The following is a 26331-nucleotide window of genomic DNA, read 5'->3' as shown; positions in this document are numbered from 1 at the left end:
CGTGGTTCGCATGGAATGGTCAATACAACAGGTCGGCCAAATCGCTGGCGTCACAAGTCGAACCCTCCGTCACTACGACGACATTGGCCTAGTGACGCCGAGCCGCGTCGGGAACAACGGCTACCGCCACTATGACGAAAAGGCGCTTGTTCGACTACAGCGCGTACTGCTCCTGCGGCAACTTGGTCTCAGGCTTTCGCAGATCGCCGATGTACTTGAACGAGAGGTCGACGAAGCCTCCGTATTGATGACGCATCTGTCCGTGCTCCGACAGGAGCAGAACAGGCTCACGCGGCAGGTCGCCGCAGTGGAGCACACGATTAGATCCCTAAAGAGAAAGGAAACGCTCATGGCCGAAACCATGTTCGACGGATTCAACCACACCCAGTACAAAGACGAGGTGGAAGAACGCTGGGGCGCTGATTCCTACGCAAAGTCAGATGCCTGGTGGCAAGGCAAGACCGAAAACGAGAAGGCCGATTGGACAGCTCGGATGAAAAGCTTGAACAGGGACTGGATAGCGGCAGCGTCTGACCCCGAGGTTGCCGCAGATTCGGAACGTGCCCAGACCCTGGCAGCTCGTCATGTTGACTGGCTCCGTAGTATTCCTGGTACACCGGCGGCCGACCCAAATGGTGATTTAGATGGATACGTGAAAGGGCTGGCCGAGATGTACGTCTGTGACGAACGCTTCGCCGCCAACTACGGAGGAGTCGAGGGAGCAAGCTTCGTGCGCGATGCACTTGTGGCATACCTGACGTGATACCAACGGTTGACGGAGTCATTCATCAGTCAGACTGTAGAAGACCGCGGTCGGCGACTACGATTACGCTCGGCCAGGACAACTAGGGAGAGCGAACACTCGTGCAAGAAAGCCGTGATCTTAGTCGTTTCGCGTGGTTGTCGATCGCTGCAGCGATTGTAACCATCGCATTGAAGACTGGCGCCTGGGCACTAACCGGCTCGGTTGGATTGCTCTCTGATGCGGCGGAGTCGATCGTTAATCTCGCCGCTGCTATCGTCGCCTTGATTGCTCTTAAGACAATCGTCCGACCCGCGGACTCAAAGTACACCTATGGCCGCTCGAAGGCCGAGTACTTCTCTGCTGCGGTCGAAGGAGTAATGATTTTCGTCGCGGCGGCGGTGATCATGTTCATGTCCGTTGAACGCTTCATCCACCCCAAGCCCTTGGAGCACATAGGCGCCGGCCTGATCGTCTCTCTCGTCGCGGCCGTGATTAACGGGGTCGTTGGATTCATTCTGCTGCGAGCTGGGAGACGGTATGGCTCCATCACACTTGAAGCCGATGGCAAACACCTCTTCACCGATGTCATCACATCAGTTGGGGTGCTGGTCGGCATCGGTCTAGTCGCACTCACCGGATGGGAGCGACTTGATCCGATAGTGGGTTTCATTGTCGGGGTCAACATCGTAGTAACCGGGGCCCGCCTCGTTTCGGAGTCTGTACAAGGACTAATGGACCACACGCTGCCCGAGGCCGAGAACGCAACCCTCGTCAGCATTCTCCAGTCGCATACCACCGATAAGGTTCAGTTCCACGGGCTACAGACGCGCATCGCGGGACAGGGCAAGTATGCCAATGTCGATGCACTGGTGCCGGGCGACTGGACCGTGGCCGAAGGGCACCGCTTTATCGAGCAGATCGAGTCGGAGATGGAAACTGCGCTTCCAGGTCTGGTGGTGGTCACTCACATCGAACCAATCGAGGATCCTGAATCCTACCGGGACATTCCCGTCGGAGAAGTTCCCATCCCGCCAATGCGGTAGGTACCGCACCTGTCACGATACCGTTCCCAGGCCCACCGAGACGCACGAGCGTCGCAAAGAACCCCTGGTGAGTCCAGGCCGCGAGAACCACTCTGGCGGATATTTACCAAAACCGCACTGCCTTAGCCTCAGTCAACGTCAACACTTCGAACGCCTTCTGAGTGTCAGCGGTCATGGTCCACAGTGAACCCGACTTCGCAGGATCGGACTGGCCTCTCGTCATGTTGTCCTCAACGTAAGCGTCAGTCAGGTTGCCTAGTGGGGTAAACATGGGGCTACTGGTACAGGGTAATGGTCACAGGTGCCTTACTTTGACAGGTTTTGCCTGCCCCGCGCGGCACGACAAGACAAACAAAACCCCCAGAAACCATTGATATTTCAACGTCTTCTGGGGGCATCGGGGTGGCTGACGGGACTCGAACCCGCGACAACCGGCACCACAAGCCGGGGCTCTACCAACTGAGCTACAGCCACCATCGCTAAAGTCCGCTTGTGGCCGACCTCAGCAATAGACGATATTACCAGGGCGTTGGGCCAGAGAAGAACGCAGAGCGGGTGGTCTGGCATACCTCACATCTAGGACGGAAAAACGTGAGCGTAACGAGCGTCAAGCAAGAGCGCAACGCTACCCGAATGTGAACAGAAATCGAGCGACACGGAACACGAAAGAGCCAGAATCCCAACGGGGACGAATCACGAACGAATACTGAACAAAGCTGTCAGCGCCTCTACCCCCAGCCCAGATCGCGCAATTCCTCCTCGTCGAACCCGAAGTAGTGTCCAACCTCGTGGATCACCGTTCTGTGCACCTGCTTCCGTAACTCCTCGCGATCCGGATAGTGGCGTACCAGGGGACCCTGATAGATGGTGATAGTGTCTGGCAGAACTCCGTAATAGTCCTGCCGCGACGTTATTGGCCTGCCCTGGTACAACCCAAGCAGCGTCCCCCTCCCCCACTGCGGCTCATCCTCGACGATAAACGCGCAGTTCTCCACCATTTGTGCAAGCTCCGGTGGGATGGACTCAAGTGCTTGTTCGACCATCTCCTCAAACTCAGCATCGGTGACCGGTGACCCATCGTCCGCTCCCAACGGCTCGGAACTATCCAAAGACCATCACCAAAATGCGCGCACCGAGATCGCATCGGCAAAGTTGCGAATCGCGGTCGGGGTCGAATCCAGGTAGAGATCCGCATCAACCATGGCCAACTCCATAACCAGGAAGGAGCCGTTGCCATCCGGCACAATGTCGACACGGTTGAACAGGAACTGCTCATCCCGGCCAGTGCGCTCACGGACGTAGTCGTGAACGACGGAGTGAATTTGCTCCGCCCAACGAAGCTCCTGGTCTCGGGCTTCGGTGGCCTGAACGTAAGTCTCCTTGATGCGTTCATCGGTAACCTGAGCCGGATTAAGTAGCGCTCCCTTTTGAACTACGTGCGACAGCATGCCATTGAAGAAAACCATCGACATCTCGCCGTGGATGTCTACCGCCTCCTCGTACCGCTGAATCATGATGTCGCGTCCGTTACCCAATAGGTCCATCGCTTGAGCAATCGCGGCCTGCCGCGCCTCGATACTGTCCGTCGAGTACCGCCCGATATCCCTAACGCCCGAGGAGACGGTTGGCTTCAAAACAAAGTCGCCGAAGGCCGGGAAACGTGAGTGGACCTGGTGTTTGTTGTAGTGCTTGTCGGCCCCTACCCAGGTAGTCGTGATAGTCGGCAGACCACGCTTAGCTAACTCCTGCAAATAGTGCTTATCGCTATTCCAGGTCAGCACGTCGTAGCTGTTGAGAATCCGCGGGATTCCGCTGGCCCACTCCAGGAAGCTCTTCCGATCCCTGGCGTAGTCAACGACGGAACGAACCACAACGATGCCCGCGTCATTCCAATCGACATTCGGATCGTTCCAGATTTTGATCTGGGGGTCCATGCCGCGCTCGGCCATTGCGTCAAGGAGACCGGCCTCATCAGGGTAAAGATCGGGCAACGTTGCCGCAGTTGCCAGGGTCACTTTGGGCTTACTCATGTTCCAACGTTACCCGGAAAGTCTTTGGGAGGAGAGAACGTGACGGAGTCTACCTGAGGCCATTCGGACGGCTGATCGCCTCTTGCAGTAGCGCTTCGATCAACTCCGCGTATGCCAAGCCCGATTCCCTAAACATGGTGGGATACATGGAAAAAGGTGTAAAGCCGGGCATCGTATTGATCTCATTCAGGGTGATCTTGTCGGTCTCAGGATCATAGAAAAAATCAACCCTTGAGATTCCTTCACCTGCGACCGCTTCGAACGCCCGCACTGCGATCTCTCGAATCCGGTCTCCTACCCCATCGGGTAGATCGGCGGGGCATTGCAGATCGACCCCGTCCGGATTGAAATACTTGGTCCTGTAGTCGTAGAAAGTATCACCGAGGACGTTGATCTCCCCGATCGCCGACGCGTGTACCTCTCCACTGGCCATGGCGAGGACCCCGCACTCCACCTCGCGTCCGCCCGCAGCCCTCTCTACGATCACCCGTGGATCGTGGTGCTGCGCGTCCTTGATCGCGGCATCCAGTTCGTAGTCATTGTCGACACGCGTTACTCCAAGCGAGGAGCCAGCTCGGCACGGCTTCACGAATACAGGAAGCCCCAGCGCGGCGATGTCCTCCTTGATTCGCAGTGAGTCTCTGTCCCACTGTTCTCGGGTGAATGCAACCCACTGTCCTACATCGATCCCCGCATTCTTCAGAACCGTCTTCGTGAGGTGCTTGTCTTGACACACAGCGGACGAGGCCACCCCGCATCCGACATATTTCACCCCGCTGAACTCAAGTAGCCCCTGCACCGTGCCGTCTTCACCATACGGACCGTGCAGCAGAGGGAAAACGACGTCAACGTCACCTATGACCGAAATGGACTCGTCTACTGGGTTTCCTTTCGTGTCGACCTCGTACTCGATCAAACGTGGCGAACCAGGAAGGAATGTAACGCGCCGATGGTCGGCAGTCACGGTGTAGCCCGAGTCATCCTTTAGATCATATTCCTCGGGCTTACTCGGCAGAGGAACCCATTCGCCATCGGGCGATATTCCCACGGCCCGTACGTCCCATAGAGCGCCGTCAATGGCCCTTAGTACACCGCCCGCCGTCGCGCAGCTGATCTGGTGTTCACCCGACCTTCCCCCGAAAAGGAGGACGAGGAGTGGGCGAGAATCGATTCGCTCGGTGGTCTTTGCCATGGAGGTAATCATATTGCTCGCGTGGCTCACTACCGCAAACCGATCAGTCAAGAAACTCGATTTCCCACCCGTCCATCTTTTGGGGGCGTCCGAGGAGCATCTCCCCCATCTCCTGTACCGTCGCCTCACCGCTCAGCCCAGCCACGACAGCCGTGGTGATGGGCATATCGACCTCGCGCTCAGTCGCGTACTCCAGCAGGGGTCCTGCGGTCTTAGCCCCCTCAGCCACGCCAGGAGACAGGTTCAGGGCTTCCTCGAGGCTCATTCCTTTGCCCATGCGATATCCGAGGGAGTAGTTACGTGACAGCCTCGACGAACAGGTTGCGACCAGGTCACCCATTCCCGCCAGGCCCGCAAAAGTTCCAGGGCTTGCTCCCACAGCGGTTCCCAGACGCGTCATCTCGGCGAGTCCTCTGGTCATCAACGTCGCGCGAGTATTGGCTCCTAGTCCCATGCCCTCGGAAGCCCCAATCGCTATCGCGATGACGTTCTTCGTCGACCCGGCGATCTCACAGCCAATAACGTCAGTTGACACGTAGGGGCGGAAGTAGGCGTTGTGACACATCTTCGCCAACCGCTTTCCGGTGTCGAGGTCAGTGCTCGCTGCAACTGAAGCTGTCGGTTGCTTCATCGCAATCTCCATTGAGAGGTTAGGGCCGGAAATCAAAGCGACCTGCGACGAGTCGAGATTCCCAGCACTGCGAATAATTTCCGTAATCGTTCTGCGCGAGCCCGTCTCGATGCCTTTCGCGAGCGAGACATACACGGCATCTGAGTTGCTTGCCGATGCTTCTGTAACCACTTCTGCCGTCGCCGCTACTGGAACTGCGACAAAGACCATCTCGGCTTCGTCCAGAGCTTTATCGAGGTCAGTCGTGGCAATGATTGACTCAGACAGATCAATGCCCGGCAGGTATGAGGAGTTTTCGTGAGCATTGATCATCTCAACGACCGCGTCGCGTCGGCCCCACATTGTCACCCGGTGTCCCGCGTCCGCAAGCACTTGTGCAAAAGTGGTCCCCCATGACCCCGTTCCCAACACCGCTACTTTCTCGGAACTCACAGCAGTCCTCCTTTGTTCACGCGCCGCGCGCTTTACCTCACCATCCAGCCTAGCCGCGTTACGGTTGAGGCACACCGGCCCTACACCGGGAGTCGGCATTTGGAGGTGGGACGTGACTGCATTGTCCAAAAGGACTGCGTTGTCCAAAAAATTGTCTACGGCGACGTCAGCCATGGTCGCTCTCCTGCTGATCACAAGCTGTTCTAGTAGCCCCGCCGCTGCGCCCGACTCATCCAACCAATCGGAGCCGACGGTTCAGGAAGAAGAGAAAGCCCCTGCTTCTGGGCCTTCATCCCCGGCCGATGTACAGAGCGAAGAGACGGCGGAGGATGAGTCTTCCGAGCAACAGATCTCTATTCCATGGCTCACCGATGAGACGGTTGGTGAACCAGTGGCTCCCGTTGTCGAAACCGCGCTGGTGACCGGGATGCGTCTCGCGGAACATGACGACTTCGATCGGATCGTTATTGACCTGCAAGGCGACACCTCAGTCGGGTGGACCACTAGATGGACCGACAACCCCGTCGAAGAGGGCCGCGGCGAACCCCTCGTCATTTCGGGCAACGAGTTTCTTGACATTGCCATCACCGGAACCAGAATTCCAGAGACGGACGAGGACTGGTCGCTGGTTTATGACGACTTCTCAGCAAAGGCCACCGGAGAGATAAGTGCTATCTATGACGGAACCTACGAGGGGAGATCGCACGTCGTCATCGGGATGACACAAAAGGCCCCGTATCGAATCTTCCAACTCTCAAACCCGAGCCGTGTCGTGATTGACATCCAGCGAGTCGGGTGACGAACTCGCCTGGTCTCGCCGCGAAGTATCCTGTGCCGTGGATTCGTTTCCTAGATTGTGCGATGGGTCGGCTCATCGCAAGGCAGGCAAGAGTGCCACCGGAGAGGTGCTGGGTCGGCGCACCAGCTCGGGAGCGACTATACGACGAGGAACGGCTACCTAACGAGGGGTGGCCGGTAGAACGTCCTGCCGCTTTGCCGACCGCGCCAGTTCTCGACGCCATTTAGAAAAGGGTCTAGATTTGCGAGGATTTCTTTTCTCGTTGGTCGTTCGATCCCATGGAGTCTTTGGAGCAAGCTCCTCACGCAAGGTCGCGGAGCCCTTCTCCAACACGTCTTGAAGACGCTGGGTCAGCTCTCCCACACTCTCGTGGTTACTGGAGTCTCCGGGCAGATCCGAGTAATCAATCTCAGGCAGCACCCTGATGAACAACTCAGGTCGTTTCCCGAACGGCCTCAGTTCAAGATAGCGGTTCACGATATCTTGAGCACCCCACTGAACCACCGGAATCACTGGAACTCGGGTATCTAGAGCCAGACGAGCCAGCCCAGTCTTGCCTTTCATCGGCCAATAGGCCGGGTCCTGAGTCAGTGTTCCCTCGAAGTAGAAGCCCACGATGCCGTCGTGCCCCAGGACGCCGCGCGCGTGAACCAGAGAGTCAGCTGCAGCGGCCGAGTTCCTAACGACGGGAATCATGCCCCAGGCCCGGAGAATCCATCCCAGCACCGGAACACGGAACAGCGAGTCCTTTGCCATGAAACTGATCTCATAGCCGGCATCGGCCATCAGGTAGCCCATCAAGAACGGGTCGGCGTTCGACATGTGATTAGGGGCAAGGATAAATGCACCCTCCTTTGGAAGATTCTCAAAGGTCTGCAAACGAGGCTTCGCCAATGCTGTTACCAAGGGCCACATGATCGGTAACAGCGCTCTATACGCGGCGCGAAGATTGCCCTTGTATGGCCGCAGAGGCGCAATGCTTCTCATTTTGTCTCCTCGGTCGCTCTCGGCGGCGCAACAACTCTCAGCGCACTCGGAAGAACCTTTACATCCATTGGGAGGCGACCGATAACGTCGCCGTCAGCCATGACTTCCAGTCCCGCAGGTTTTTCAAGGTGAACCTGCGTTCCCTCGTAAATGTGTACTACCGGATCGTCCAGCGCTCGACTGGAAAGAACCTTGGCAAGCTTTCCTATCGCACGGAAACGCGGAATACCCTCAAGGGTAATGATCTCAAGAAGGCCATCATCGGTCCGGGATTGCGGCGTGAGGTTCACCCCGCCGCCGATCCATCCAGTGTTCGCGACCGAAGTTACCCATCCTCCGAGGACCGGACGGAAAACTCCCGTGCCCTGCGCTTCTGCGTGGGCGATGGCCGTGTCGGTATCCCTACCCGGGTACTCCTTCGGAATCTCACCCTCAATGGTTCCGCTGATCTCAAGCGGACTGTATTTTCCAAGAGCCGCGAGTGCTGCGCCCCACGCGTATGCCAGCGGGCCGGAGCGGAACCACGAGTTGTTGGCAATCTGGTTGGCAGTTGCATCGACCCCCAGCGAAACGACACCGAGCACAACGTACGTTCCGTCTCCAGACTTGACCTGCATTGCGTCGAGTGGTCGGATCCAGCTGTTAATCTCCTCGGTTGAGGCCGCTGCAACCTTCCGCGCCCATTCGAAGGAATCCGCGCCAATGCCAAGGGACCGACAGAGGTCGTTTCCTCGTCCCCCCGGGAAGGGAAGCAACGGAGACGGATGACCAATACAACCCCGAGCGGCAGCAGTCAGATAACCATCCCCGCCGAGCGCCCCGATGAAGGGATGGTCGGAAAGGGACGCCTCATACTCAACATCACTGGTCGAGTTCGTTACGTGAACGTCTACTTGCCAGCCGCCGTCGCGCAAGATTTCAACGAGTTCGCGGCCCAGCTTCAACGAGCGGCCCCGCGCAGACATTGAGGAGACGACAAGTGACATCGAGCGAGGCGATTCGCTCGAACTATCCTGGCTCCATTTCTCCACTAAGCCGTTCCTAGGCGTATTCGATGTCTGCGTGAAGGGAACGAAGCTTATGAATGAAGTGCTCATATCCTCTGGAGATCATGTCGATACCAGAGACATGCGAGGTTCCCTCGGCCGCGAGCGCCGCAATTAGGTGCGAGAAACCGCCGCGCAGGTCAGGCACAGTGATATCGGCAGCCCGAAGCGGGGTCGGACCAGAGATAACGGCAGAGTGATAGAAGTTCGCCGAAGCGAAACGGCAGGGGGCCCCGCCCACGCACTCCTTGTAAAGCTGGATGTTCGCACCCATCTGGCGCAGAGCGTCGGTGAAACCAAACCTGTTCTCGTAGACAGTCTCATGGATGATCGAGAGTCCGTTTGCCTGGGTCAGCGCGACAACCAGGGGCTGTTGCCAGTCGGTCATGTAGCCCGGATGGACGTTCGTCTCAAGCATGATCGGCTTAAGTTCTCCGCCCGGATGGTAGAAACGAATCCCGTCTGCCTCAACATCAAAACCCCCACCAACTTTACGGAAGGTGTTGAGGAAAGTAGTCATATCAGGCTGGTGCGCGCCCTTGACGAAGACATCCCCGCGGGTGGCAAGGGCCGCGGCACCCCAGGAAGCGGCCTCAATGCGGTCTGGAAGGGCAGTATGGACGTAGCCCTCAAGCCGTTCAACGCCCTCGATACGAATAGTTCGATCCGTATCGACAGAGATGATCGCACCCATCTTCTGAAGAACGTTGATCAGATCCATGATCTCGGGCTCGATTGCGGCCCCGGTCAAAGTCGTGATCCCGTTCGCTTGAACCGCCGTCAACAGAGTCTGTTCCGTTGCCCCGACGGAGGGATATGGCAGGTCAATCTGAGTTCCGCGCAGTCCACGCTCGGGGGCGATCAGACGAATCCCGCCCGGCTCCTTGACCACCTCTGCACCGAAGCGGCGCAGGGTCTCAAGGTGGAAGTCGATCGGACGATCACCGATGGCGCAACCACCAAGCTCGGGAATAAAGGCTTCACCCAAGCGGTGAAGTAGCGGTCCGCAAAACAGAATCGGAATACGAGAAGAACCCGAAAGAGCGTCGATGTCGCCCGAGGCGGCAGACTCAACTTCGCTCGGGTCGAGGAGTAGAACGCCCTCTTCCTGATCGAAGTCGACCTCCACACCGTGAGCTTCCATCATCTCCTTGACGACATCCACGTCACGAATCAGAGGGACGTTGCGTATCTGTGACGGAGTGGTTCCGAGCAGAGAAGCAACCATTGCCTTTGGGACGAAGTTTTTCGCGCCGCGAACTTGAATGGTTCCGTAGAGAGGCTTGCCGCCTTTCACGCGAAGAACTTCCGACATCCGTTCTGTCCTTTCGGGTCCACTCCAGCGATTGCTGGACCGGGCTCAATCAGATTCGGTCAATACCTAGATGAGTCTAGCGCCGTGATCAGATCATGAAAGCCCATAGTGGCCTGTTTCGCCCAGTGCCGTTAGCGAACATCTACGAAAGAGGCGAGGTGTACTCGGGCAGAGTTCGAGGCTTCCAGACGGGACGCGCCGCCTCATAGGTCTCAATTGCATCCTCTGACCGCAACGTAAGGCCGATATCGTCCAGCCCTTCCATCAGACGCCAGCGAGTGTATTCATCGATCTGGAACGGGTAGGTGGCTCCCCCGCCCGATACAGTTTGCTCTTCGAGCGAAACGGTCAGTTCAGCTCCTGGCTCCGTCTCAAGAAGCTTCCACAGGGCATTGCAGTCTTCCTCCGAAATCACCCCCGCAACCAGGCCCTGTTTTCCGGCATTGCCCCGAAAAATGTCGGCGAACTTGGTCGAGAGCACAACCTTGAAACCGTAGTCTTTCAGTGCCCAGACAGCGTGTTCGCGTGACGATCCGGTCCCAAAGTTAGGGCCCGCAATTAGGACCGATCCCTGGGTGTAGCTTGGATCGTTGAGAACAAAATCTGGCTCGCGTCGCCAAGCCGAGAAAAGGGCGTCCTCAAATCCGGTTCGGGTAATTCGCTTGAGGAATACCGCAGGAATGATCTGGTCGGTATCGACAGCAGAACGACGTAGAGGGACTCCGATCCCAGTATGAGTGGTGAATTTCTCCATGTTGTCCTCCGTCCTACAGGTCCGCCGGGCTGGCCAGCGTTCCCTTGATAGCCGTTGCCGCGGCCACAACAGGCGAAACCAGATGGGTTCGCCCGCCCTTGCCCTGGCGTCCCTCAAAGTTACGGTTCGAGGTCGAAGCAGACCGTTGACCGGGAGCTAACTGGTCGGGATTCATTCCCAGACACATTGAACATCCGGCATTGCGCCAGTCGGCTCCGAAGTCTTTGAACACCCGGTCTAGGCCCTCGGCCTCGGCCTGGATACGAACCTGATCAGACCCGGGCACCACCATCATCTCTATGGAATCGGCTTTCTGTTTGCCCTTCAGAACCTCGGCGGCGGCACGGAGATCCTCAATACGCGCATTGGTGCAGGATCCAAGGAAGACGACATCAACGGGGATGTCCTTCATGCGGGTACCGGCTTCCAGGTCCATGTACTCAAGGGCCCGTTCTGCGGCGGCACGATCGTTCGGGTCATCGAAGCTCTCCGGATCGGGAACCTCACTGGAAAGCGGCACACCCTGCCCGGGATTGGTCCCCCAAGTGACAAACGGTTCGATTTTATCGCCATCCAGGATTACCTCGGCGTCGAACTCAGCGTCCTCGTCAGTAACCAGGGACTTCCAGTACTCAACCGCGGAGTTCCATTCCTCGCCCTTTGGCGCATGCGGACGGCCCTTCAAGTAATCGAAAGTCGTCTGGTCGGGAGCGACCATGCCAGCACGCGCGCCCGCCTCGATGGACATGTTGCATATGGTCATGCGGCCTTCCATCGAAAGCTCGCGGATTGCCTGGCCCCGGTACTCAAGGACGTAGCCCTGGCCGCCGTTGGTTCCAATCTTTGCGATAACCGCCAGGATGACATCTTTTGCTGAGACTCCCGGCCGGAGTGAGCCATTGACGGTTATGGCCATGGTCTTAAACGGCTGAAGTGGAAGAGTCTGGGTCGCCAGAACGTGCTCGACCTCAGAGGTTCCGATTCCGATTCCCAAAGCCCCAAAAGCTCCGTGAGTCGAAGTGTGGGAGTCACCGCAGACTATCGTGGTCCCCGGCTGCGTCAGACCGAGTTGCGGGCCGACAACGTGGACAATGCCCTGCTCGGGGTCTCCCAGAGAGTGCAGACGAATCCCAAACTCACGAGCGTTTTTCCTCAGCGTATCGATCTGAAGTCGGCTAGTTAGGTCGCTAATCGGCAGGAAGATGTCCTTGGTGGGAGTGTTGTGGTCCTCCGTCGCGATGGTCAGGTCGGGGCGGCGCACCGGGCGCCCGGCAAGTCGAAGACCCTCGAAAGCCTGAGGACTCGTTACCTCGTGAAGAAAATGCAAATCAATATAGAGCAGGTCAGGTGCTCCGTCTTCGCCGGGTTTGACGATGTGGTCGCGCCACACCTTCTCAGCCATTGTGCTACCCATGTGTCCTAATCTCCCACCGGTAAGCGGTCAATCAAATCGGTTCTAGTTCCGCGCCATTCTGCTGTGAAATCGTCAAGAAACAAGCAGATTGGCGTGTCATAATCTCACGCCAGGTTAGTTCCATAGGGAACAATGTGTTGAGGGTGTCCGTCCCTCGCACCGTGATATATGCCGCGGGTGAATGTCGGACATTTTGGAATTCCATTCGATAACGATTTGGCATCTCACTAGTTGGAATGGCAGTATCCAAATATGGACAGCAACACGGACTCAAGCGGTGTTGGTGTACTCGACAAAGCAGCGCTCGTTCTGAACGCTCTCGAGTCCGGCCCCGCTACCCTTGCTCAGCTTGTGGCTGCGACGAAACTGGCGCGGCCCACAGCCCACCGACTAGCGGTCGCGCTGGAGTATCACCGTTTCGTTGCCAGGGACATGCAGGGGCGGTTCGTCCTGGGTCCAAGGCTTCAAGAACTCGCCTCTTCTGCGGGTGAGGATCGACTCATCTCCTCTTCCATGCCCATTCTTGTGGCGCTCCGCGACCATACGAAAGAATCGGCGCAGCTGTTCCGTTGGCAGGGCGAACACCGTGTCTGCGTCGCAGCGGCTGAGAGACAGGTCGGCCTGCGCGATTCGATTCCTGTCGGGGCAACACTGACGCTGAAGGCCGGGTCAGCCGCTCAGGTACTACTCGCTTGGGAAGAGCCAGAGCGGCTACACAGGGGCCTGATCGGCGCTACTTTCACTGCCACTACGCTCTCGCAGGTGCGTCGGCGTGGGTGGGCGCAATCTGTCGCGGAACGCGAGCCGGGTGTTGCCTCCGTCTCCGCGCCGGTACGAGGGGTTGATGGTCGCGTCATAGCCGCGCTCTCAGTCTCCGGACCGATTGAACGTATGGGCCGCCAACCTGGTCGTCTGTATGGGCCCGCAGTCGTTGCAGCCGCGAACCGTCTAACCGAGTTCTTGCGCACCGCAGAGGAAATGGGACTCTAGCGTTCCGGCTCGGACCGGTAATTTCTGCCGATGTGGCTGGTTTGTGGCGGAAAACCCTGGTGCGCCTCAGGAGAGCGCAACCACACTGGCAGATGCTCTGCTGTCACCCCTCTACCAACGGGCAATGCACCGGTATTTTCTGCCGATGTGGCTGGTTTGACCGTTAGGAATGTCTGATCTAGACGCGAAACCAGCCACACTGGCAGATACTCTGCAGACGCATAAGTGCGCGCACAAATCCTTGGGATGTCCTAGCAGTCTCACCGGGCTTCGTGCTGGATAGCTAGCCAAAACCTCCGCCTTCTTGCCCACTGCCCACATTATCTCGGCGCGAAACGGGCGACGACGGCCATGTTTCCCAACCGATGCCGCGACTAGTGGCGGCCTAGGTTTCTTAGTTCTGCGGCATCCTCGTAATGTCTCTTGAACTGTGGAAGCGCATGATCCCAGGTGTATGGCATAGGGGTTTGCCGATTGTGGCGCTTGTAAGCCTCGACCGCCTCCGGTTCCCGTGCCCATTCAACTAGAGTGCTAGTCATTTCTTGATCGGTGGCAACGCTTCTTCCCTCGACCCCATCGTGGACGGCGGCGCCAAAACCAGACTGTGAGCGAGAAAGGATCGCCAGTCCAGCCGCACGCGCCTCAAGTCCTGAGATCGAGAATGCATCCTTCACGCTCGGAGAGAGATAAATGTCCGACTGCGCGTAGAGGTTCACCAGGTCCGCCTTATCAAGGCGGCCGGGAAGCGAGACCCAGCCGGTCATTCCGTTAGATTCGATGAACCGCTCGGCGGATTCGAGCCCGGAGCCCTCCCCCGCAATCACGACACGCAACGGGTAAGCTCCCGGCACCACTTCAGTCCTAGTCCTCAGCGACGTTTCCGAGGCGTTTGCTGTGCGACTGTCCTTTCGAGCCTCGGATCGGGGCATGGACAAGGGACCATTGATGCCCAGACTATGCCCCGCATCCCGCAAGATCTCGAGTAGTTCGGGGACTCGTTTACGCGGAGCAAACCGGGTCGCACTAACGGCGACAAGCCCCTCGTGCGGAATCGGTGCAACCTGCCAGCCCGCGGCGTCAACGGAGTTGTTTTGAACTCTTACCCGTTCCGAATCGATGACCTTACGCACCGCCGTTGCTGTTAGCTCAGAGTTGGGGAGCCAAATTACGGGAGCGTCTTCAAGGCCAACCACACGGGCCCCCGCGCGGTAGAGCGGAACTGTTGGAAATCCTGACCAAATCGAATGAACGGACACCACAGTTGGCACAGTGGAGTCCTGCAACCGTAGGAGTACATGGGTCGCTACGGGGGTCAACTCACCAACATGGATGTGGACGACATCCGGTTGTTCATTTCCAATCAGTTCCTCGAAGCGTTTTGCCGCACGAGGATCAACGGGAAAACCGGCCGGGTTCGGCCATTCGGAACGGATAACTCGATATGGAACTTCGTCGCTCGCATTTTCGCGGACAAGTTTCTCTGAAGCCGATATTCCGACACCGCGACGTGGATGCTGCATCGTAGTGGTAAGAACGGTGACGTCATCACCACTCACCGCCTGTTGAAAGGCGAGTGCGGCAACCTGCGTTTCGATACCGCCCATCACCGGCGCGAATGCATCGGTTACGTGAACGATCTTCATTCCACTCCCACATAAAGCCCGGGCAGATACAGTGAAGGCTCCGCCCTCCGGTGCAACTGCCCAGATTGCGGAGCCTCGTCACGTAGCCTTCGCCACGTCATGTACTGCCTTCCAAATGATGCATAACCACTCGGATGAAGTACCCCCGACGGGATTTGAACCCGTGTTACCGCCGTGAGAGGGCGACGTCCTAGGCCGCTAGACGACGGGGGCCTATGTATCCCACTTCTGAATATTACTTCAGAAGCGGAAACTAGTCCGCTGCTTCGACTTACCGGGAGACCGGCAGTATCGATCCAATCAGACCAACTGAGTTCGACGAATCTCACTCAGCAAACTCAATCGACGTGAAGCTGGAAGCTAGCTTCCTGTTCCACATCTCAATCGTAGAGTACCCCCGACGGGATTTGAACCCGTGTTACCGCCGTGAGAGGGCGACGTCCTAGGCCGCTAGACGACGGGGGCCAGGATCGATCAGTTCCAAAGAACCAACCTGCTGGGGTACCAGGACTCGAACCTAGACTAAATGAACCAGAATCACTCGTGCTGCCAATTACACCATACCCCAAGGGTTTTGCCAGTCTCCGTGAGGGGAACCGACAAGGTGAAAGGCTACCGGAACTGCGCCACTCCACTCAAATATTCTGGGCGTGAGTGCCGTCACGGGTCACCTTTCTAGATCCGCTCGGCCAGTCGTTCCAGCCTGCGAATCGAAGAGCCTTTACCCAGAATTTCCATTGATTCGAACAGTGGCGGGGACACGCGGCGTCCGCTGATCGCGACTCGGGCGGGGGTAAATGCCAAACGTGGCTTTACTCCCATTTCCTCTACCAGAGAATCTCGAAGGGACTGTTGGACCCTCTCCGCAGTGAAATCCTGCTCAGGAATCGCGGTAAGAACCTCAATGGTTTGCGCAAGAATCTGCTCAGACTCGGGACGCAGAGTTTTCATCGCGTCCTCCTCCAACACCACTTCCTCGTCGGACACGAAGAAAAAGCCAAGCATCCCCTGGGCCTCCTTGAGGAGCTGAACCCGTGTCTGGATCAGAGGGGACGCCTCACGAACGACACGCTGTTCCTCGGGAAGCAGCGAGTCAAAGTTCTCTGCGCTAACGAAGTTCTCCTGATGCAAAAACGGAACAATTCGGCGCATAAAGTCATCGGGTTCAAGCATCCGAATGTGATCGGAGTTGATCGCGGTGCACTTCTTCAGATCGAAACGTGCCGGGTTCGGGTTGACATCAGCGATGTCAAAGGCCTGAACCATCTGGTCCATCGTGAAGATATCCTCGTCCGGACTAATTGACCAACCAAGCAGGGCCAGGTAGTTCAGTAGTCCCTCGGGGATCATGCCGTTTGCCCTGTGCAGCAACAGGTTCGATTCGGGATCGCGCTTAGAAAGCTTCTTGTTGCCCTCGCCCATCACGTACGGGAGGTGACCATAGAGCGGTATCTGCTCGGCTACGCCAAGTTCTATCAGCGCACGCATGAGCACGACCTGTCGGGGCGTCGAACTGAGCAAGTCCTCGCCGCGGAGGACGTGAGTGATCTTCATTAGGGCGTCGTCGACCGGGTTGACCAGAGTGTAGAGCGGGTCTCCGTTCGCGCGAACAATCACATAGTCAGGAACCGAACCGGCTTGGAAGGTCACGTCGCCGCGAACCAGGTCGCTAAAGGTGATGTCTTCCTCGGGCATCCTGATGCGAATGACCGGTTCTCGCCCTTCGGCGCGGAAGGCCGCCTTCTGTTCGTCGCTCAAATCACGATCGAAGCCGTCGTATCCGAGCTTGGGGCTACGACCAGCGGCAATATGGCGCGCCTCAACCTCTTCGGGGGTGGAAAACGATTCGTAGGCGTAGCCACCCTCAACGAGTCTGTTGGCGACGTCCCGGTATATGTCCATCCGCTCGGATTGACGGTACGGACCGTATGGACCCCCGACTCCGATACCCTCGTCCCAGTCCAAACCGAGCCAGCGCAGGGACTCGAGGATTTGCTCGTAGCTCTCGGCTGAATCGCGCTGAGCATCGGTGTCCTCGATTCGGAAGACAAAGGTGCCGCCGACGTGGCGCGCGTAGGCCCAGTTGAAGAGACAGGTGCGGACCATCCCGACGTGAGGTGAGCCGGTGGGCGAAGGACAGAAGCGAACGCGAACCGGCGAATCGGCGGGAGCGGGAACAGATGAGTTAGCCATGATTCGAAATCCTACCTTCCGCCCCATATGGACTCTGTGGCGCTAAAGACAGTCGTGACCAGAAGTACACCCTCTGAGCGGTTGCTGTTTGCGTGGCACACTGGTCTAGTTGGCCTCATTAGACCACGCTCACAGTATTCGGCCGAGGAGAGTCCTTTGATGGTTGTAGGAGAACCAACCGCGCACGTTCCAACCAGTGACCGGATCGTCTTTGCTCACAGGGGGCTCAATCACCGCGCTCCCGAGAACACGATGCCCGCATTTGGGCTGGCACGCGACAGCGGAGCTTCCTGGCTTGAGATGGATGTCGATATCCTCGGGGACGGCACTCCAATCGTCCTGCACGACACCACACTCGATCGAACCACGAACCGCTCCGGTCGACTTGCTGACTACTCGGCAGCGGACCTTGCCAACATTGATGCGGGCTCCTGGTTCAGTCAAGACTTTGCTGGTACCGCCATGCCGACCTTCTCGCAGTTCATCGACTTCCTCAATGAGAGCAAGATGAACTGCAACGTGGAGCTCAAATCGAATCAGATGGGTAAGGCTGGCACCGAGCGTCTGGTTGACGCGGTGATCGCTGAACTGGACCGTTTAGCTCCAAGCGTTGAGATTATCATCTCCTCGTTCTCCGCTCTCACATTGGAAAGGTTTCATGAACGCGCACCCCAGTACGCGATCGGGATGCTCTGGGAACAGCGGACCGTGGCGGAGGACTGGCTGACGACCCTCGAGACGCTGGGAGCCAGTTATGCGCATCTTGAAGACGGCCAGATGATCAAGCCGCAGATCGACATGCTGTCTGCGGCAGGTTACGGGGTGAACGTCTGGACTGTTAACTCTAGGGCGCGCGCAAATCAGCTGTTCAACTGGGGTTGCACTGGGGTGTTCACCGACGTCGCCGACAAGCTTGGTCACTAGGGTGTGTCTCCTGAATCTGTGCTCGGGCGAGGATGCCCGGGAAACTCGTGGTTGCAAGGCGGAAGAGGAGGCTTTGCTGGTGGCAAAGCCGACGATGACAACGTAGCAAGCGCGGATTTCTCGGTCACCACAGCAAGCAGAGATAAGCGAGCAGAGATATAGGAGACACGCCCTAGCATCTCGCGTCGCAGCTTCGCCACTATTTCGCGCACCGAGCCAATGCCTCGTGACGGTTCCGTGGCTTGTCTAGCCCCGGGGAACCTTCACTCGTCTGATTTGAGATGCGCGGACTCTGTGCCGCGATCTTGGAAACAAGTTCGCGGCACAGACACCGGATGGACAAGGGTCGGCGCCACGTTCTCACAGACCGATTGACGTGAACGCCGACCCAAGGGCGGGAAGTTAGGCAACCAGTGCGAGGGAGGGCGCCACCCTCGACGCCTTGATCGCCGGATACAGACCTGCCGCCGCACCGATAAGAATTGTCGTCCCCAGCGCTAGGCCCATCCCTGGAACCGAGACCGTCGGTGACCATCCGTTGATTTCGCAGACAATCCCCACGACCACGATTCCGAGGACCAAGCCCAGTGCCGCGCCAAGGAGCGACAGAGCCACCGCTTCGGCCAGGAACTGTAGTGCAACATGGACTCGGGTGGCCCCCAGGGCACGCCTCAGGCCGATTTCACCGCGACGTTCAAGCACGGAGATCACCATGGTATTTGCAACCCCAATGCCGCCGACCAAGAGTGCGACTCCGCCCAGTGCCACCAACAAACCGGTGAATGCCTGATCAGCCGCCTGCTTCGCAACGAGTGCGTCCGAGGGACGAGACACCTTCACTTCCGCAGGCGCCCGCGGATTCACAGTTGCCGGAATCAGTTGCCGAACAGAATCGATCGTCGACTCATCCAAACGCTGATAGATGGTGCTGGGGCTGCCGCTGAACTCAAAAACACTGCGCGCATAGGACTCGCCAACCAGTGCAGCAAGATCCAGTTCAGGGGCAAGCTTGGACGGCTTTAGAATGCCGACAACCGTGACCTGCTGATCACCCAGGAGGATTTGGCTTCCGACACTCACCACGCCCAGCCGTTGCGCGGCTTTGTCCCCGAGGACAACCGTTGGCAAAGTCGAAGTTGCCGAATCGAGCCATTTGCCCTTGGCGAGTTCGGTCGCAGTTACGTCAAGCAAAGCGAGATCGGCCACCATAGTTTCTATTCCGCCGGTGACATTCTTGTCGATCAACTCGCTGCGATAGGCGCTCTGTTCCGGCAGGATTGCGGTAGAACTCGCTGAAAACACGCCCTCAACTGATCGCACACGGTTAACTGTGCCTTCCGGCAGCTGAGCCTCATTCATTCCGGTTCGATCCGCCGACGAGTCCGCTACCGCAGTGAGAAGATTCGTGCCGAGCGAGTCTAGCTCCTGCTGTAACTGCGCCCGGCTAGAGGTCGAAATCCCCGTGATTGCAATAATGGCGGCAATACCAACCGCTATGCCTAGGGCTGACAGCAACGCCCGCGAGGCCCGCGAGAACAAGCCATGCAGTCCCAAACGCATGAGGTCCGCGACTCGCAACTTCGATCTGTTCACGCCGCGCTCACTTTCCTCGAATCGTCGACCACTAGGCCGTCACGCACAGTTATTTGACGTTCGGCTCTCGATGCCAGTTCTCGGTCGTGGGTAATCATGACGATCGTGCTGCCCTGCCCGTGCAAATCGGATAGCAACCGCATGATCGCCTCGGACGAGGCGCTGTCCAGGTTGCCGGTTGGTTCGTCTGCCAGTAGTAAAGGTGGACGTGCTACGAGCGCACGAGCAATCGCCACCCGCTGCCGCTCACCACCAGACATTTGCGCTGGCTTGTGGGCGCCACGTTCCGAAAGACCAACTCGTCCGAGGGCATCCCTCGCCTGAGCCATCCGTTTGCGCCCCGGCACCCCGAGATAGAGGAGACCGTCGGCCACGTTGTGCAAGGCACTGACCCCGGGATCGAGATGGAACTGCTGAAAGACGAATCCAATCGTGCGGGCACGCAAACCGGAAAGTCTGCTATCCGAGAGCTTTTCGGCGTTATGCCCTTCGAGCAGGACCTGCCCTTTTGTTGGTGTGTCCAGCGTTCCAATCAGGTTCATCAGGGTTGACTTGCCCGATCCGCTCGGACCCACAATCGCACAGAACTCTCCGTGCCTAATCTGCAGATCTACGCCAGCGCACGCCCTAACGGGTGGCTTCCCATAGTGCTTTTCTACCCCGCGCAATTCGACCACAGGAGTCCGACCAGATTCGATCATGACGGAACCACAACTTTCGTTCCCTCGGTGATTCCGTCGCCCTCGATCTCCGCGAATCCTCCAGCAATAAGTCCTACCTTGACCGGCACCTTGCGCGCTTGACCGTTCTCCATGACTTCAACTCCAAGTTGGTCACCGGAGAGCGCGCTTAGCGCTTCGAGTGGGACGTACAGGACGTTCTCGCGCACCTCGGAGGGAAAGTCCACGCTCACGTTGATTCGCTGGAGACCGCTTACTGCTTCCTGGTCGTTTAGCGCGACAGTAACGGGTATCACCACTGCCCCGTCCTTCTTCGATGGATCATCCTGGGTCTGTCCGACGTTTCGAATGACGCCTCCGACTTTCTTTTGGGCGGGGAGTTCGACCTCGACCTCAGTTCCAACCTGGGCGAGTTGCTGGTCACTCAACTTCACGTTGACAGTGACTTCCTTCGTCTGCCCAGAGAGCTGCAATACCGGACTCTCTGGATTGACCACACTTCCTAGGTTCGCCACGATTCCTGCGACACGAACGTCCGTCGGTAAAAAGACGACTGATCCGAGTTCGATTTCGCCGGTAACCTTTTGTCCCGTTGCTCGCTGCCAGTCCATGATTGCTTTCATGGTCGACCAGGTGAAATAGGGTCCTGGGTCACCGTAGAAGAATCCAAGCTCGGCGAGAGCACGATCCAACTGTTCGATGTCGGGTCCGGGATCCATTCCCTCGGTGAAGCCACGCCAGGCCGGCGTCTGGCCGTGCATCAGATAACGACCCACGTTATCTATCGCGTAGAGAACTTCTCCGGCGCCAATCGTGTCTCCGCCCTGAGGCAACCAGGTAACCGTACCCTCAGCGTTTGCACGAAGCTCTTTGGGTTCAGTGAAATCCAGTGTCCCGGGCATTCGCTTTGTTCCGGATAGAGTGCCTTTAGCCACCTCTGCCATGGCGGGAGGATCGGCCGACTGCGGACTAGCCCCTTGAGCAGATTTACCAAGAGCCGTGTAGGTGATGCCCAGGCCCAGGCACAGGGTCACGACGAGCGCCAGAGCCCATGGCCAGCGTTTGCGCTGAGATACGTCGCCCGCTTTGTGAGTGTTGGTTGATTCTTCCAAGGCCGCCTACTCCACTGTCACGCGAGTGACGAAACCACCATCGCACTTCTCTGCGATCTCGTCGGGCACGCTCTCGGGGAGGTGCAGATCCTCGGGTCGTTTGGGGTCGGGAACGTCGTAGCCGTTATCGCGGTAGCATTTCGCGGTCTCCCTCATGAACTCAAGGAGTTCAGCGTCATGTTCAGCTTGCTGAGCTTCGGGGAGCGGGGGCATCTCGCCAAGCTGCTTTTCGCAGCGTTCATTGGCTGCGAGCATCGCGTCAGCCTCCTCCTCCGTCATCGTTACCGACTTGTTGCCGCCAAAGGACATATCGACGCCCTCCTTCGCCAAACACTTCGTATACTCCTGCTCCCACTCCTCTCGGGTTAGCGATGTCGGAGTCGCGGTGCCATTCGACTGAGGGGCGGGCGCGGCTTTCGACTGGGGGGTAGCGGCGGGGCCGCACGCCGACAGTGACAGAGCTAGTCCTATAACAGAAATCGCAGCAGCGACGCGGGTTACTCGGTTGGAAGTTCTCACGTCAGTCCTTTCTTCGTTCCCGGCGCGAGCAGTTCTCACGCCACGAACAAGCAAACAGACCGGAGCGTTAAGTCAGCGTTAGCAAAAATCTTTACGCCGTCTTTATCCATTCACTGCTGAGATAGGTCTGTTCCGAGAACTCTGGGAAAATAACATAGCGGCAACTAGAGGGGGACCCATGCGCGTGCTGGTGGTTGAGGATGAGGTCTACATGGCCGATGCAATCAAGACGGGTCTATCACGAGCGGCAATCGCAGTTGATGTCGTTTACGACGGTCAAAGCGCCCTTGATCTTCTGGGCATCAATGATTATGACGTTGTGGTGCTCGACCGAGACTTGCCCCTGGTCCACGGAGACGAGGTCTGTGGATGGATCGGCGACCAGGGACTAGCAACGCGGGTACTAATGCTCACTGCCGCGCGCACACTGGACAACAAACTTGAGGGTTTCGAAATCGGCGCGGATGACTACCTCCCAAAACCATTTGAGTTTCCGGAGCTCCTGGCACGGGTTAAGACGCTGGCAAGGCGCACCGGGCCGGTACGAAATCCAACGCTTGAAAACTGTGGAGTCGTTCTTGATTCGTTTCGTAAGGAGGTCTATCGCGACGGTCGCCTCGTTCGCCTCACGAACAAGGAGTTTGCGGTCCTTGAAATCCTTATGGCCGCTGATGGCGGCGTTGTCAGTGCAGAGACCCTGCTAGAAAAAGCCTGGGATCAAAATGCCGATCCCTTCACCAATACGGTTCGAGTGACCATTTCAACACTGCGCAAGCACCTTGGCAAACCGGGTCTGATCTCGACGCTCCCAGGCGTTGGCTATAGGTTTGGACTGAGCGCATGAGCCCGCGCAAAGCTCGCCTAACCATCCGGGGGCGGCTCACCCTCGCTTTTTCCGTCATCTTTGCGCTGGTCGGCACGCTAATGGTCGTTGCCACCTACTTCTTCATGCGTTACGTGCCCCACTACGGCTTGATGCGCGAGGTTGGTACCGTCGTTTCTTTTGAGACGGAGGAGCTCAGCCCGCTCTCCATCGTTCGAACTCCAGACGATGACGCAATTCAGTCTGAGTGGTCGACGTTCGTTATTCAGGACGCGACGACACTGCTAAACGTGCAGCTTTTGATTTCACTGGTTTTCCTGGTGGTCCTGATATGTGCGGGAGCCGTGGCATCGTGGTTCATTGCCGGTCGAATATTGCAGCCAATAAACACCCTGAGCCAGGTCGCCAAGGATGCCTCGGAAGGTAACCTAAAGCAGCGCGTTGAGCTCGATGGCCCCGATGACGAAGTACGTCGGCTCGGAGCAACGTTCGACCACATGCTGACGCGCCTTGATGCAGCATTCGAGTCGCATAAGAGATTTGCTGCGGGCGCGTCACACCAGCTTCAGACCCCGCTCGCAGCGACGCGGACGATGATCGATGTCGCGTCATCCGATCCTTCCCCCAGCGTGGAGGGCTTACAAGAAACGCTGTCCAGAGTTCGGCAGATGAATGAGCGCAGTATTGAAACCGTCGATGCGCTGCTAGACCTGACCGCAATCGAGTACCGTTCGGACAACGTCGAGGAGGTGGACCTTGGAGTTCTTGTGGGCGGCGCACTGTCCGTCGTTGCGGCGGAGAGCGCAGACCGAGGCATCACGATAACCTCGGACATCGCACCGGATTCCCGAACGTTCGCGAATCCGGTGCTGATCGAACAAATGCTAGTGAACCTGCTACAAAACGCGGTGCGTCACAACCACGACGGCGGCAGCATAGAAGTGCGACTGACAGCAGACACCTGCCCCAAACTTCACATAAGTAACACAGGCGAGAAGGTAGACCCGGCTCGGGTAGAGCAGTTGACCGAACCCTTTAGTCGAGGAAGGGACCAGGCCGCAAAGACTGGGCACGGCCTGGGCCTTGCGATCGTCCAGAGTATCGCCGATGCAAGCAACGCACGGTTGACGCTGGAATCGAATCCCGAAGGAGGACTCTGCGTAACAGTGACATTTTGAGCATTACCCGTTGGAGTTCATCAATGGCGCGGGATCGGGATGTTCGCTGACTTTGCAGAGTAGTTTAGGCTCAAGAGCAACAATCGATAGGAGCACCACGTTGACCGTTTGGCACCCGACAGAACTACAGCTTCGCGACACCGGCTCCCTCAAGTGGACTGGAATGAAGACCGCTGACGGTCAAGAAACCATGGGTGCCTGGGTCGCGGAAATGGATTTTGCCACGGCTCCTCCAGTCGAGGAAGCCCTAGTTTCCTCAATCAAAAATGGTCTTCTCGGTTACCCGCCAAGGTGGGCGGATGAGGAGTCCATCAACGCACTTGTCTCCTTCCTCGAACGCCGCACCGGATGGGCCGTGAATCCGGGATGGGTGCGCTCCCACTCCAGCGTTCTCGGGGCGCTTCACACAACTATTGAGGAACTCACCCGGCCCGGTTCCGCCATCGTCGTGCCGACTCCGAACTACATGCCTTTCCTCACGATTCCAGGGGGACACGACCGCGAACTGATTGAGGTTCCCTCACTGCACTCCGCAGGCGCGGCCGATCCTCAGAAGGCTTGGTCCCTTGATCTCGAAGGAATAGAGGCGGCGTTAGCAAAGGGCGCAGGTCTGTTGATCCTCTGCAATCCCTGGAACCCAACCGGTCGGGTACTAAGCGTCCCGGAGCTTGAAGAGCTAAATCGAGTGGTCAGCAAGTACGACGCTCTGATCTTTAGCGATGAAATCCACGCTCCCCTGGTCTACGGGGATCCAGCTTCAATGGTGTCTTACGCGTCGCTCGGTGATGCCTACTCCCACAACACGGTTACCGCGGTAGCTGCCTCAAAAGCCTGGAACGTTGCCGGGTTGCCCGCCTCGCAAGTAATCGTTCCAAACGCGGAGCTTCGCGAGCGATGGGACCTAGCTCATCCCCGCGATCATGCCACCACCCTGGGTTCCGTCGCCGCTATCGCCGCGTACACCGATGGGGATGAGTGGCTCGCCGAAGTCATCGCGACCATCGATGCCAACGTGAGGCTGTTGGACGAGGCGCTACGCGATACCGCCGTTGACTACTCGCGTCCGCAGGGAACCTACCTTAACTGGCTTGGGTTCGACGCATACGCCCTGGACAGGACGCCGCAGAAGGTTCTACTCGATGACTATGCCGTCGCGACCAATGAGGGAGTCTCTCTTGGAACGGGCTACGAGCAGTGGGTTCGGGTGAACGCCGCGATGTCTCGGGGACCGTGGGAGGAGACCGTCGGGCGAATCGCGGACTTCGCGAGTAGGGCACCTTTGAAATAGCCCCTCGTCTGAAATAGCCCTTCGTCGGAGCACGCCAGTCAATTTTCAGCTGTTTCTTGACTCTATTCTCACCACTGATGCCATGCCTCCATCGCCAAATGTTGCGGTCTTCTGGCCTTGTGAAGCAAGTTCTTCCCAGTTGCGCAAGTGAAGCTGGCGACCATCGTCGAGGTCGAGGAGCACCTGACGGTAATTGGCCCGATAGTCGTCGGAATGCTTGTCGATCAGTCTCCCAAAGAGTTCGCTTCGGCCATTCATGCTGGTAATGTTCGCTGATACCGAGGAAGTCCGGTAATCAATAAGAGCCTCGGGAACTATCTCGATTGCTCCCCCGTCCGCCAGCAGCGAGAGGCAGAAGTCCCAGTCCTCAAATCCGTCCCGCATCGCCGCGTCATATCCGCCGCTCGCAAGCCATGCTGATTTTCGCATCATGATGCTGGAGGGGCTCTGATTCCTACTCAAGAAGTCAACCAACGTGCCGCCGCCGGGTTGTACCAGCGCCGTCGCCACCCCGAACATTCGCATCCAGGAGGAGACTCCCACAAGTCTGTCATCACCATCCAGTAGCTCAACAGAGCTCTCAGCGAACGTGGGCTTCCAGCGGTCATCACCGTCCAGTACCGCAACGTACTCGGTCCCGACAAGCGAAATCCCAAGGTTCCTGGCCGAGGAAACCCCACCGTTTGGCTGCCGGACAACCTCAACGCACGGGAACTTATCAAGTTCCGCAAGTACCTCGATGGATTTCTCATCCGTACTTCCATCATCAACGACTAGGACCTTTGCGGGGGCCAACGACTGACCTAATACTGACTCAGCCGCTTCACGAACGAAACCACGTTGGTTATGGGCGGTAATGACGACACTGTATGCGCTCATGCTAAGAACCTAGTTGACTGGGCGGAGTACCTGCCAAAGTGGGGCGTGGCCGGTTTACCGTTTGGGAACCGCATAATTTGGTCGCGAGGGTGACCACTGTGGCAGATACTCGGCGGCAGGG

The 26331-nt window shown here is 57.8% G+C and carries 25 protein-coding genes and 4 tRNA genes; 8 read left to right on the top strand and 21 right to left on the bottom strand.

Annotation, left to right across the window (positions count from 1 at the left end):
* Positions 1-10 precede the first annotated feature (10 nt).
* The gene (locus tag U6G28_07100; GenBank protein WRS29295.1) at positions 11-763 is read left to right on the top strand and encodes a TipAS antibiotic-recognition domain-containing protein; all 753 of its coding nucleotides are present in this window, start codon (positions 11-13) and stop codon (positions 761-763) included.
* A gap of 101 nt (positions 764-864) precedes the next feature.
* Positions 865-1788 carry a cation diffusion facilitator family transporter gene (locus tag U6G28_07095; GenBank protein ID WRS29294.1) on the top strand — a complete coding sequence of 308 codons (924 nt, stop codon included), beginning with the start codon at positions 865-867 and terminating at the stop codon, positions 1786-1788.
* Between the two features lie 103 nt (positions 1789-1891).
* On the opposite strand, the gene U6G28_07090 is transcribed toward U6G28_07095, so the two are convergent.
* The 6 genes from U6G28_07090 to U6G28_07065 all read right to left on the bottom strand — a co-directional run bounded on the left by U6G28_07090 (position 1892) and on the right by U6G28_07065 (position 6073).
* On the bottom strand, positions 1892-2059 hold the full coding sequence (locus tag U6G28_07090; GenBank protein ID WRS29293.1) for a hypothetical protein: 168 nt from the start codon (positions 2057-2059) through the stop codon (positions 1892-1894).
* Between the two features lie 130 nt (positions 2060-2189).
* Positions 2190-2262, bottom strand: a tRNA-His gene (locus U6G28_07085).
* 254 nt (positions 2263-2516) lie between these two features.
* Positions 2517-2897, bottom strand: a complete 381-nt coding sequence (locus U6G28_07080; protein ID WRS29292.1) for a metallopeptidase family protein — start codon at positions 2895-2897, stop codon at positions 2517-2519.
* A 6-nt stretch (positions 2898-2903) separates the two neighbouring features.
* Complete coding sequence (locus U6G28_07075) at positions 2904-3818, bottom strand: glutathione synthetase (GenBank protein WRS29291.1); 915 nt, start codon at positions 3816-3818, stop codon at positions 2904-2906.
* A gap of 49 nt (positions 3819-3867) precedes the next feature.
* On the bottom strand, positions 3868-5010 hold the full coding sequence (locus U6G28_07070) for a D-alanine--D-alanine ligase family protein (GenBank protein WRS29290.1): 1143 nt from the start codon (positions 5008-5010) through the stop codon (positions 3868-3870).
* 43 nt (positions 5011-5053) lie between these two features.
* A complete protein-coding gene (locus tag U6G28_07065; protein WRS29289.1) occupies positions 5054-6073 on the bottom strand; it encodes an NAD(P)H-dependent glycerol-3-phosphate dehydrogenase in 1020 nt (339 codons plus the stop codon).
* A 139-nt stretch (positions 6074-6212) separates the two neighbouring features.
* Here U6G28_07065 and U6G28_07060 point away from each other — a divergent pair, with 139 nt between their 5' ends.
* On the top strand, positions 6213-6872 hold the full coding sequence (locus U6G28_07060; GenBank protein WRS29288.1) for a hypothetical protein: 660 nt from the start codon (positions 6213-6215) through the stop codon (positions 6870-6872).
* Positions 6873-7031: 159 nt separating this feature from the next.
* Here the strand turns inward: U6G28_07060 and U6G28_07055 are convergent, their stop codons facing one another.
* The 5 genes from U6G28_07055 to leuC all read right to left on the bottom strand — a co-directional run bounded on the left by U6G28_07055 (position 7032) and on the right by leuC (position 12388).
* A complete protein-coding gene (locus U6G28_07055; protein WRS29287.1) occupies positions 7032-7859 on the bottom strand; it encodes a lysophospholipid acyltransferase family protein in 828 nt (275 codons plus the stop codon).
* Entirely contained in the window at positions 7856-8890 is a 1035-nt protein-coding gene (locus U6G28_07050) for a diacylglycerol kinase family protein (GenBank protein ID WRS29286.1), read from the bottom strand. The genes U6G28_07055 and U6G28_07050 overlap by 4 nt, the downstream gene beginning before the upstream one ends.
* Before the next feature lie 10 nt (positions 8891-8900).
* Complete coding sequence (murA, locus tag U6G28_07045) at positions 8901-10220, bottom strand: UDP-N-acetylglucosamine 1-carboxyvinyltransferase (protein ID WRS29285.1); 1320 nt, start codon at positions 10218-10220, stop codon at positions 8901-8903.
* Between the two features lie 142 nt (positions 10221-10362).
* A complete protein-coding gene (leuD, locus tag U6G28_07040) occupies positions 10363-10974 on the bottom strand; it encodes a 3-isopropylmalate dehydratase small subunit (GenBank protein WRS29284.1) in 612 nt (203 codons plus the stop codon).
* A 13-nt stretch (positions 10975-10987) separates the two neighbouring features.
* Positions 10988-12388: a 3-isopropylmalate dehydratase large subunit gene (leuC, locus tag U6G28_07035; GenBank protein ID WRS29283.1), complete on the bottom strand. Its 1401-nt coding sequence runs from the start codon at positions 12386-12388 to the stop codon at positions 10988-10990.
* A gap of 252 nt (positions 12389-12640) precedes the next feature.
* Here leuC and U6G28_07030 point away from each other — a divergent pair, with 252 nt between their 5' ends.
* Positions 12641-13378: an IclR family transcriptional regulator gene (locus tag U6G28_07030; GenBank protein ID WRS29282.1), complete on the top strand. Its 738-nt coding sequence runs from the start codon at positions 12641-12643 to the stop codon at positions 13376-13378.
* Positions 13379-13752: 374 nt separating this feature from the next.
* Here U6G28_07030 and U6G28_07025 read toward each other — a convergent pair whose 3' ends face one another.
* The 5 genes from U6G28_07025 to gltX form a co-directional block, all read right to left on the bottom strand.
* Positions 13753-15021: a glycosyltransferase family 4 protein gene (locus tag U6G28_07025; GenBank protein ID WRS29281.1), complete on the bottom strand. Its 1269-nt coding sequence runs from the start codon at positions 15019-15021 to the stop codon at positions 13753-13755.
* A gap of 140 nt (positions 15022-15161) precedes the next feature.
* Positions 15162-15234 (bottom strand) — tRNA-Glu (locus U6G28_07020).
* Between the two features lie 179 nt (positions 15235-15413).
* Positions 15414-15486, bottom strand: a tRNA-Glu gene (locus tag U6G28_07015).
* Between the two features lie 31 nt (positions 15487-15517).
* Positions 15518-15589 (bottom strand) — tRNA-Gln (locus tag U6G28_07010).
* 107 nt (positions 15590-15696) lie between these two features.
* Positions 15697-17214, bottom strand: a complete 1518-nt coding sequence (gltX, locus tag U6G28_07005; GenBank protein ID WRS29280.1) for a glutamate--tRNA ligase — start codon at positions 17212-17214, stop codon at positions 15697-15699.
* Between the two features lie 159 nt (positions 17215-17373).
* Here gltX and U6G28_07000 point away from each other — a divergent pair, with 159 nt between their 5' ends.
* Complete coding sequence (locus U6G28_07000) at positions 17374-18138, top strand: glycerophosphodiester phosphodiesterase family protein (GenBank protein ID WRS31213.1); 765 nt, start codon at positions 17374-17376, stop codon at positions 18136-18138.
* 402 nt (positions 18139-18540) lie between these two features.
* Here the strand turns inward: U6G28_07000 and U6G28_06995 are convergent, their stop codons facing one another.
* Genes U6G28_06995 through U6G28_06980 form a run of 4 tightly spaced genes read right to left on the bottom strand, consistent with a single transcriptional unit; the run spans position 18541 to position 22042 of the window.
* The gene (locus tag U6G28_06995; GenBank protein WRS31212.1) at positions 18541-19698 is read right to left on the bottom strand and encodes an ABC transporter permease; all 1158 of its coding nucleotides are present in this window, start codon (positions 19696-19698) and stop codon (positions 18541-18543) included.
* A gap of 29 nt (positions 19699-19727) precedes the next feature.
* Complete coding sequence (locus U6G28_06990; GenBank protein WRS29279.1) at positions 19728-20432, bottom strand: ABC transporter ATP-binding protein; 705 nt, start codon at positions 20430-20432, stop codon at positions 19728-19730.
* Positions 20429-21523, bottom strand: a complete 1095-nt coding sequence (locus tag U6G28_06985) for an HlyD family efflux transporter periplasmic adaptor subunit (protein WRS29278.1) — start codon at positions 21521-21523, stop codon at positions 20429-20431. The genes U6G28_06990 and U6G28_06985 overlap by 4 nt, the downstream gene beginning before the upstream one ends.
* A gap of 6 nt (positions 21524-21529) precedes the next feature.
* Entirely contained in the window at positions 21530-22042 is a 513-nt protein-coding gene (locus U6G28_06980; GenBank protein ID WRS29277.1) for a hypothetical protein, read from the bottom strand.
* Between the two features lie 178 nt (positions 22043-22220).
* On the opposite strand from U6G28_06980, the gene U6G28_06975 reads away from it, so the two are divergent.
* The 3 genes from U6G28_06975 to U6G28_06965 all read left to right on the top strand — a co-directional run bounded on the left by U6G28_06975 (position 22221) and on the right by U6G28_06965 (position 25331).
* Positions 22221-22886 carry a response regulator transcription factor gene (locus U6G28_06975; protein WRS29276.1) on the top strand — a complete coding sequence of 222 codons (666 nt, stop codon included), beginning with the start codon at positions 22221-22223 and terminating at the stop codon, positions 22884-22886.
* Positions 22883-24043 (top strand): HAMP domain-containing sensor histidine kinase, encoded by a 1161-nt coding sequence (locus tag U6G28_06970; protein ID WRS29275.1) that lies wholly within the window; start codon positions 22883-22885, stop codon positions 24041-24043. The genes U6G28_06975 and U6G28_06970 overlap by 4 nt, the downstream gene beginning before the upstream one ends.
* A gap of 100 nt (positions 24044-24143) precedes the next feature.
* Positions 24144-25331 carry an aminotransferase class I/II-fold pyridoxal phosphate-dependent enzyme gene (locus tag U6G28_06965; GenBank protein WRS29274.1) on the top strand — a complete coding sequence of 396 codons (1188 nt, stop codon included), beginning with the start codon at positions 24144-24146 and terminating at the stop codon, positions 25329-25331.
* Between the two features lie 45 nt (positions 25332-25376).
* Here U6G28_06965 and U6G28_06960 read toward each other — a convergent pair whose 3' ends face one another.
* The gene (locus U6G28_06960; GenBank protein WRS29273.1) at positions 25377-26210 is read right to left on the bottom strand and encodes a glycosyltransferase family A protein; all 834 of its coding nucleotides are present in this window, start codon (positions 26208-26210) and stop codon (positions 25377-25379) included.
* Between the last annotated feature and the right edge of the window lie 121 nt (positions 26211-26331).

The sequence above is a fragment of the Actinomycetaceae bacterium MB13-C1-2 genome (assembly GCA_035621235.1).
Taxonomy (GTDB): Bacteria; Actinomycetota; Actinomycetes; order Actinomycetales; family Actinomycetaceae; genus Scrofimicrobium.
Note: the sequence above shows the minus strand (reverse complement) of the source record. Positions and strands in the feature narration are given on the sequence as shown.

Bases quoted from the DNA above. Each gene is read 5' to 3' on its own strand.
- U6G28_07100 (WRS29295.1), top strand. From the start codon at position 11: ATGGAATGGTCAATACAACAGGTCGGCCAAATCGCTGGCGTCACAAGT.
- U6G28_07090 (WRS29293.1), bottom strand. From the start codon at position 2,059: ATGTTTACCCCACTAGGCAACCTGACTGACGCTTACGTTGAGGACAAC.
- U6G28_07075 (WRS29291.1), bottom strand. From the start codon at position 3,818: ATGAGTAAGCCCAAAGTGACCCTGGCAACTGCGGCAACGTTGCCCGAT.
- U6G28_07070 (WRS29290.1), bottom strand. From the start codon at position 5,010: ATGGCAAAGACCACCGAGCGAATCGATTCTCGCCCACTCCTCGTCCTC.
- U6G28_07055 (WRS29287.1), bottom strand. From the start codon at position 7,859: ATGAGAAGCATTGCGCCTCTGCGGCCATACAAGGGCAATCTTCGCGCC.
- murA (WRS29285.1), bottom strand. From the start codon at position 10,220: ATGTCGGAAGTTCTTCGCGTGAAAGGCGGCAAGCCTCTCTACGGAACC.
- leuD (WRS29284.1), bottom strand. From the start codon at position 10,974: ATGGAGAAATTCACCACTCATACTGGGATCGGAGTCCCTCTACGTCGT.
- leuC (WRS29283.1), bottom strand. From the start codon at position 12,388: ATGGGTAGCACAATGGCTGAGAAGGTGTGGCGCGACCACATCGTCAAA.
- U6G28_07030 (WRS29282.1), top strand. From the start codon at position 12,641: ATGGACAGCAACACGGACTCAAGCGGTGTTGGTGTACTCGACAAAGCA.
- U6G28_07025 (WRS29281.1), bottom strand. From the start codon at position 15,021: ATGAAGATCGTTCACGTAACCGATGCATTCGCGCCGGTGATGGGCGGT.
- gltX (WRS29280.1), bottom strand. From the start codon at position 17,214: ATGGCTAACTCATCTGTTCCCGCTCCCGCCGATTCGCCGGTTCGCGTT.
- U6G28_07000 (WRS31213.1), top strand. From the start codon at position 17,374: ATGGTTGTAGGAGAACCAACCGCGCACGTTCCAACCAGTGACCGGATC.
- U6G28_06995 (WRS31212.1), bottom strand. From the start codon at position 19,698: ATGCGTTTGGGACTGCATGGCTTGTTCTCGCGGGCCTCGCGGGCGTTG.
- U6G28_06990 (WRS29279.1), bottom strand. From the start codon at position 20,432: ATGATCGAATCTGGTCGGACTCCTGTGGTCGAATTGCGCGGGGTAGAA.
- U6G28_06975 (WRS29276.1), top strand. From the start codon at position 22,221: ATGCGCGTGCTGGTGGTTGAGGATGAGGTCTACATGGCCGATGCAATC.
- U6G28_06970 (WRS29275.1), top strand. From the start codon at position 22,883: ATGAGCCCGCGCAAAGCTCGCCTAACCATCCGGGGGCGGCTCACCCTC.
- U6G28_06960 (WRS29273.1), bottom strand. From the start codon at position 26,210: ATGAGCGCATACAGTGTCGTCATTACCGCCCATAACCAACGTGGTTTC.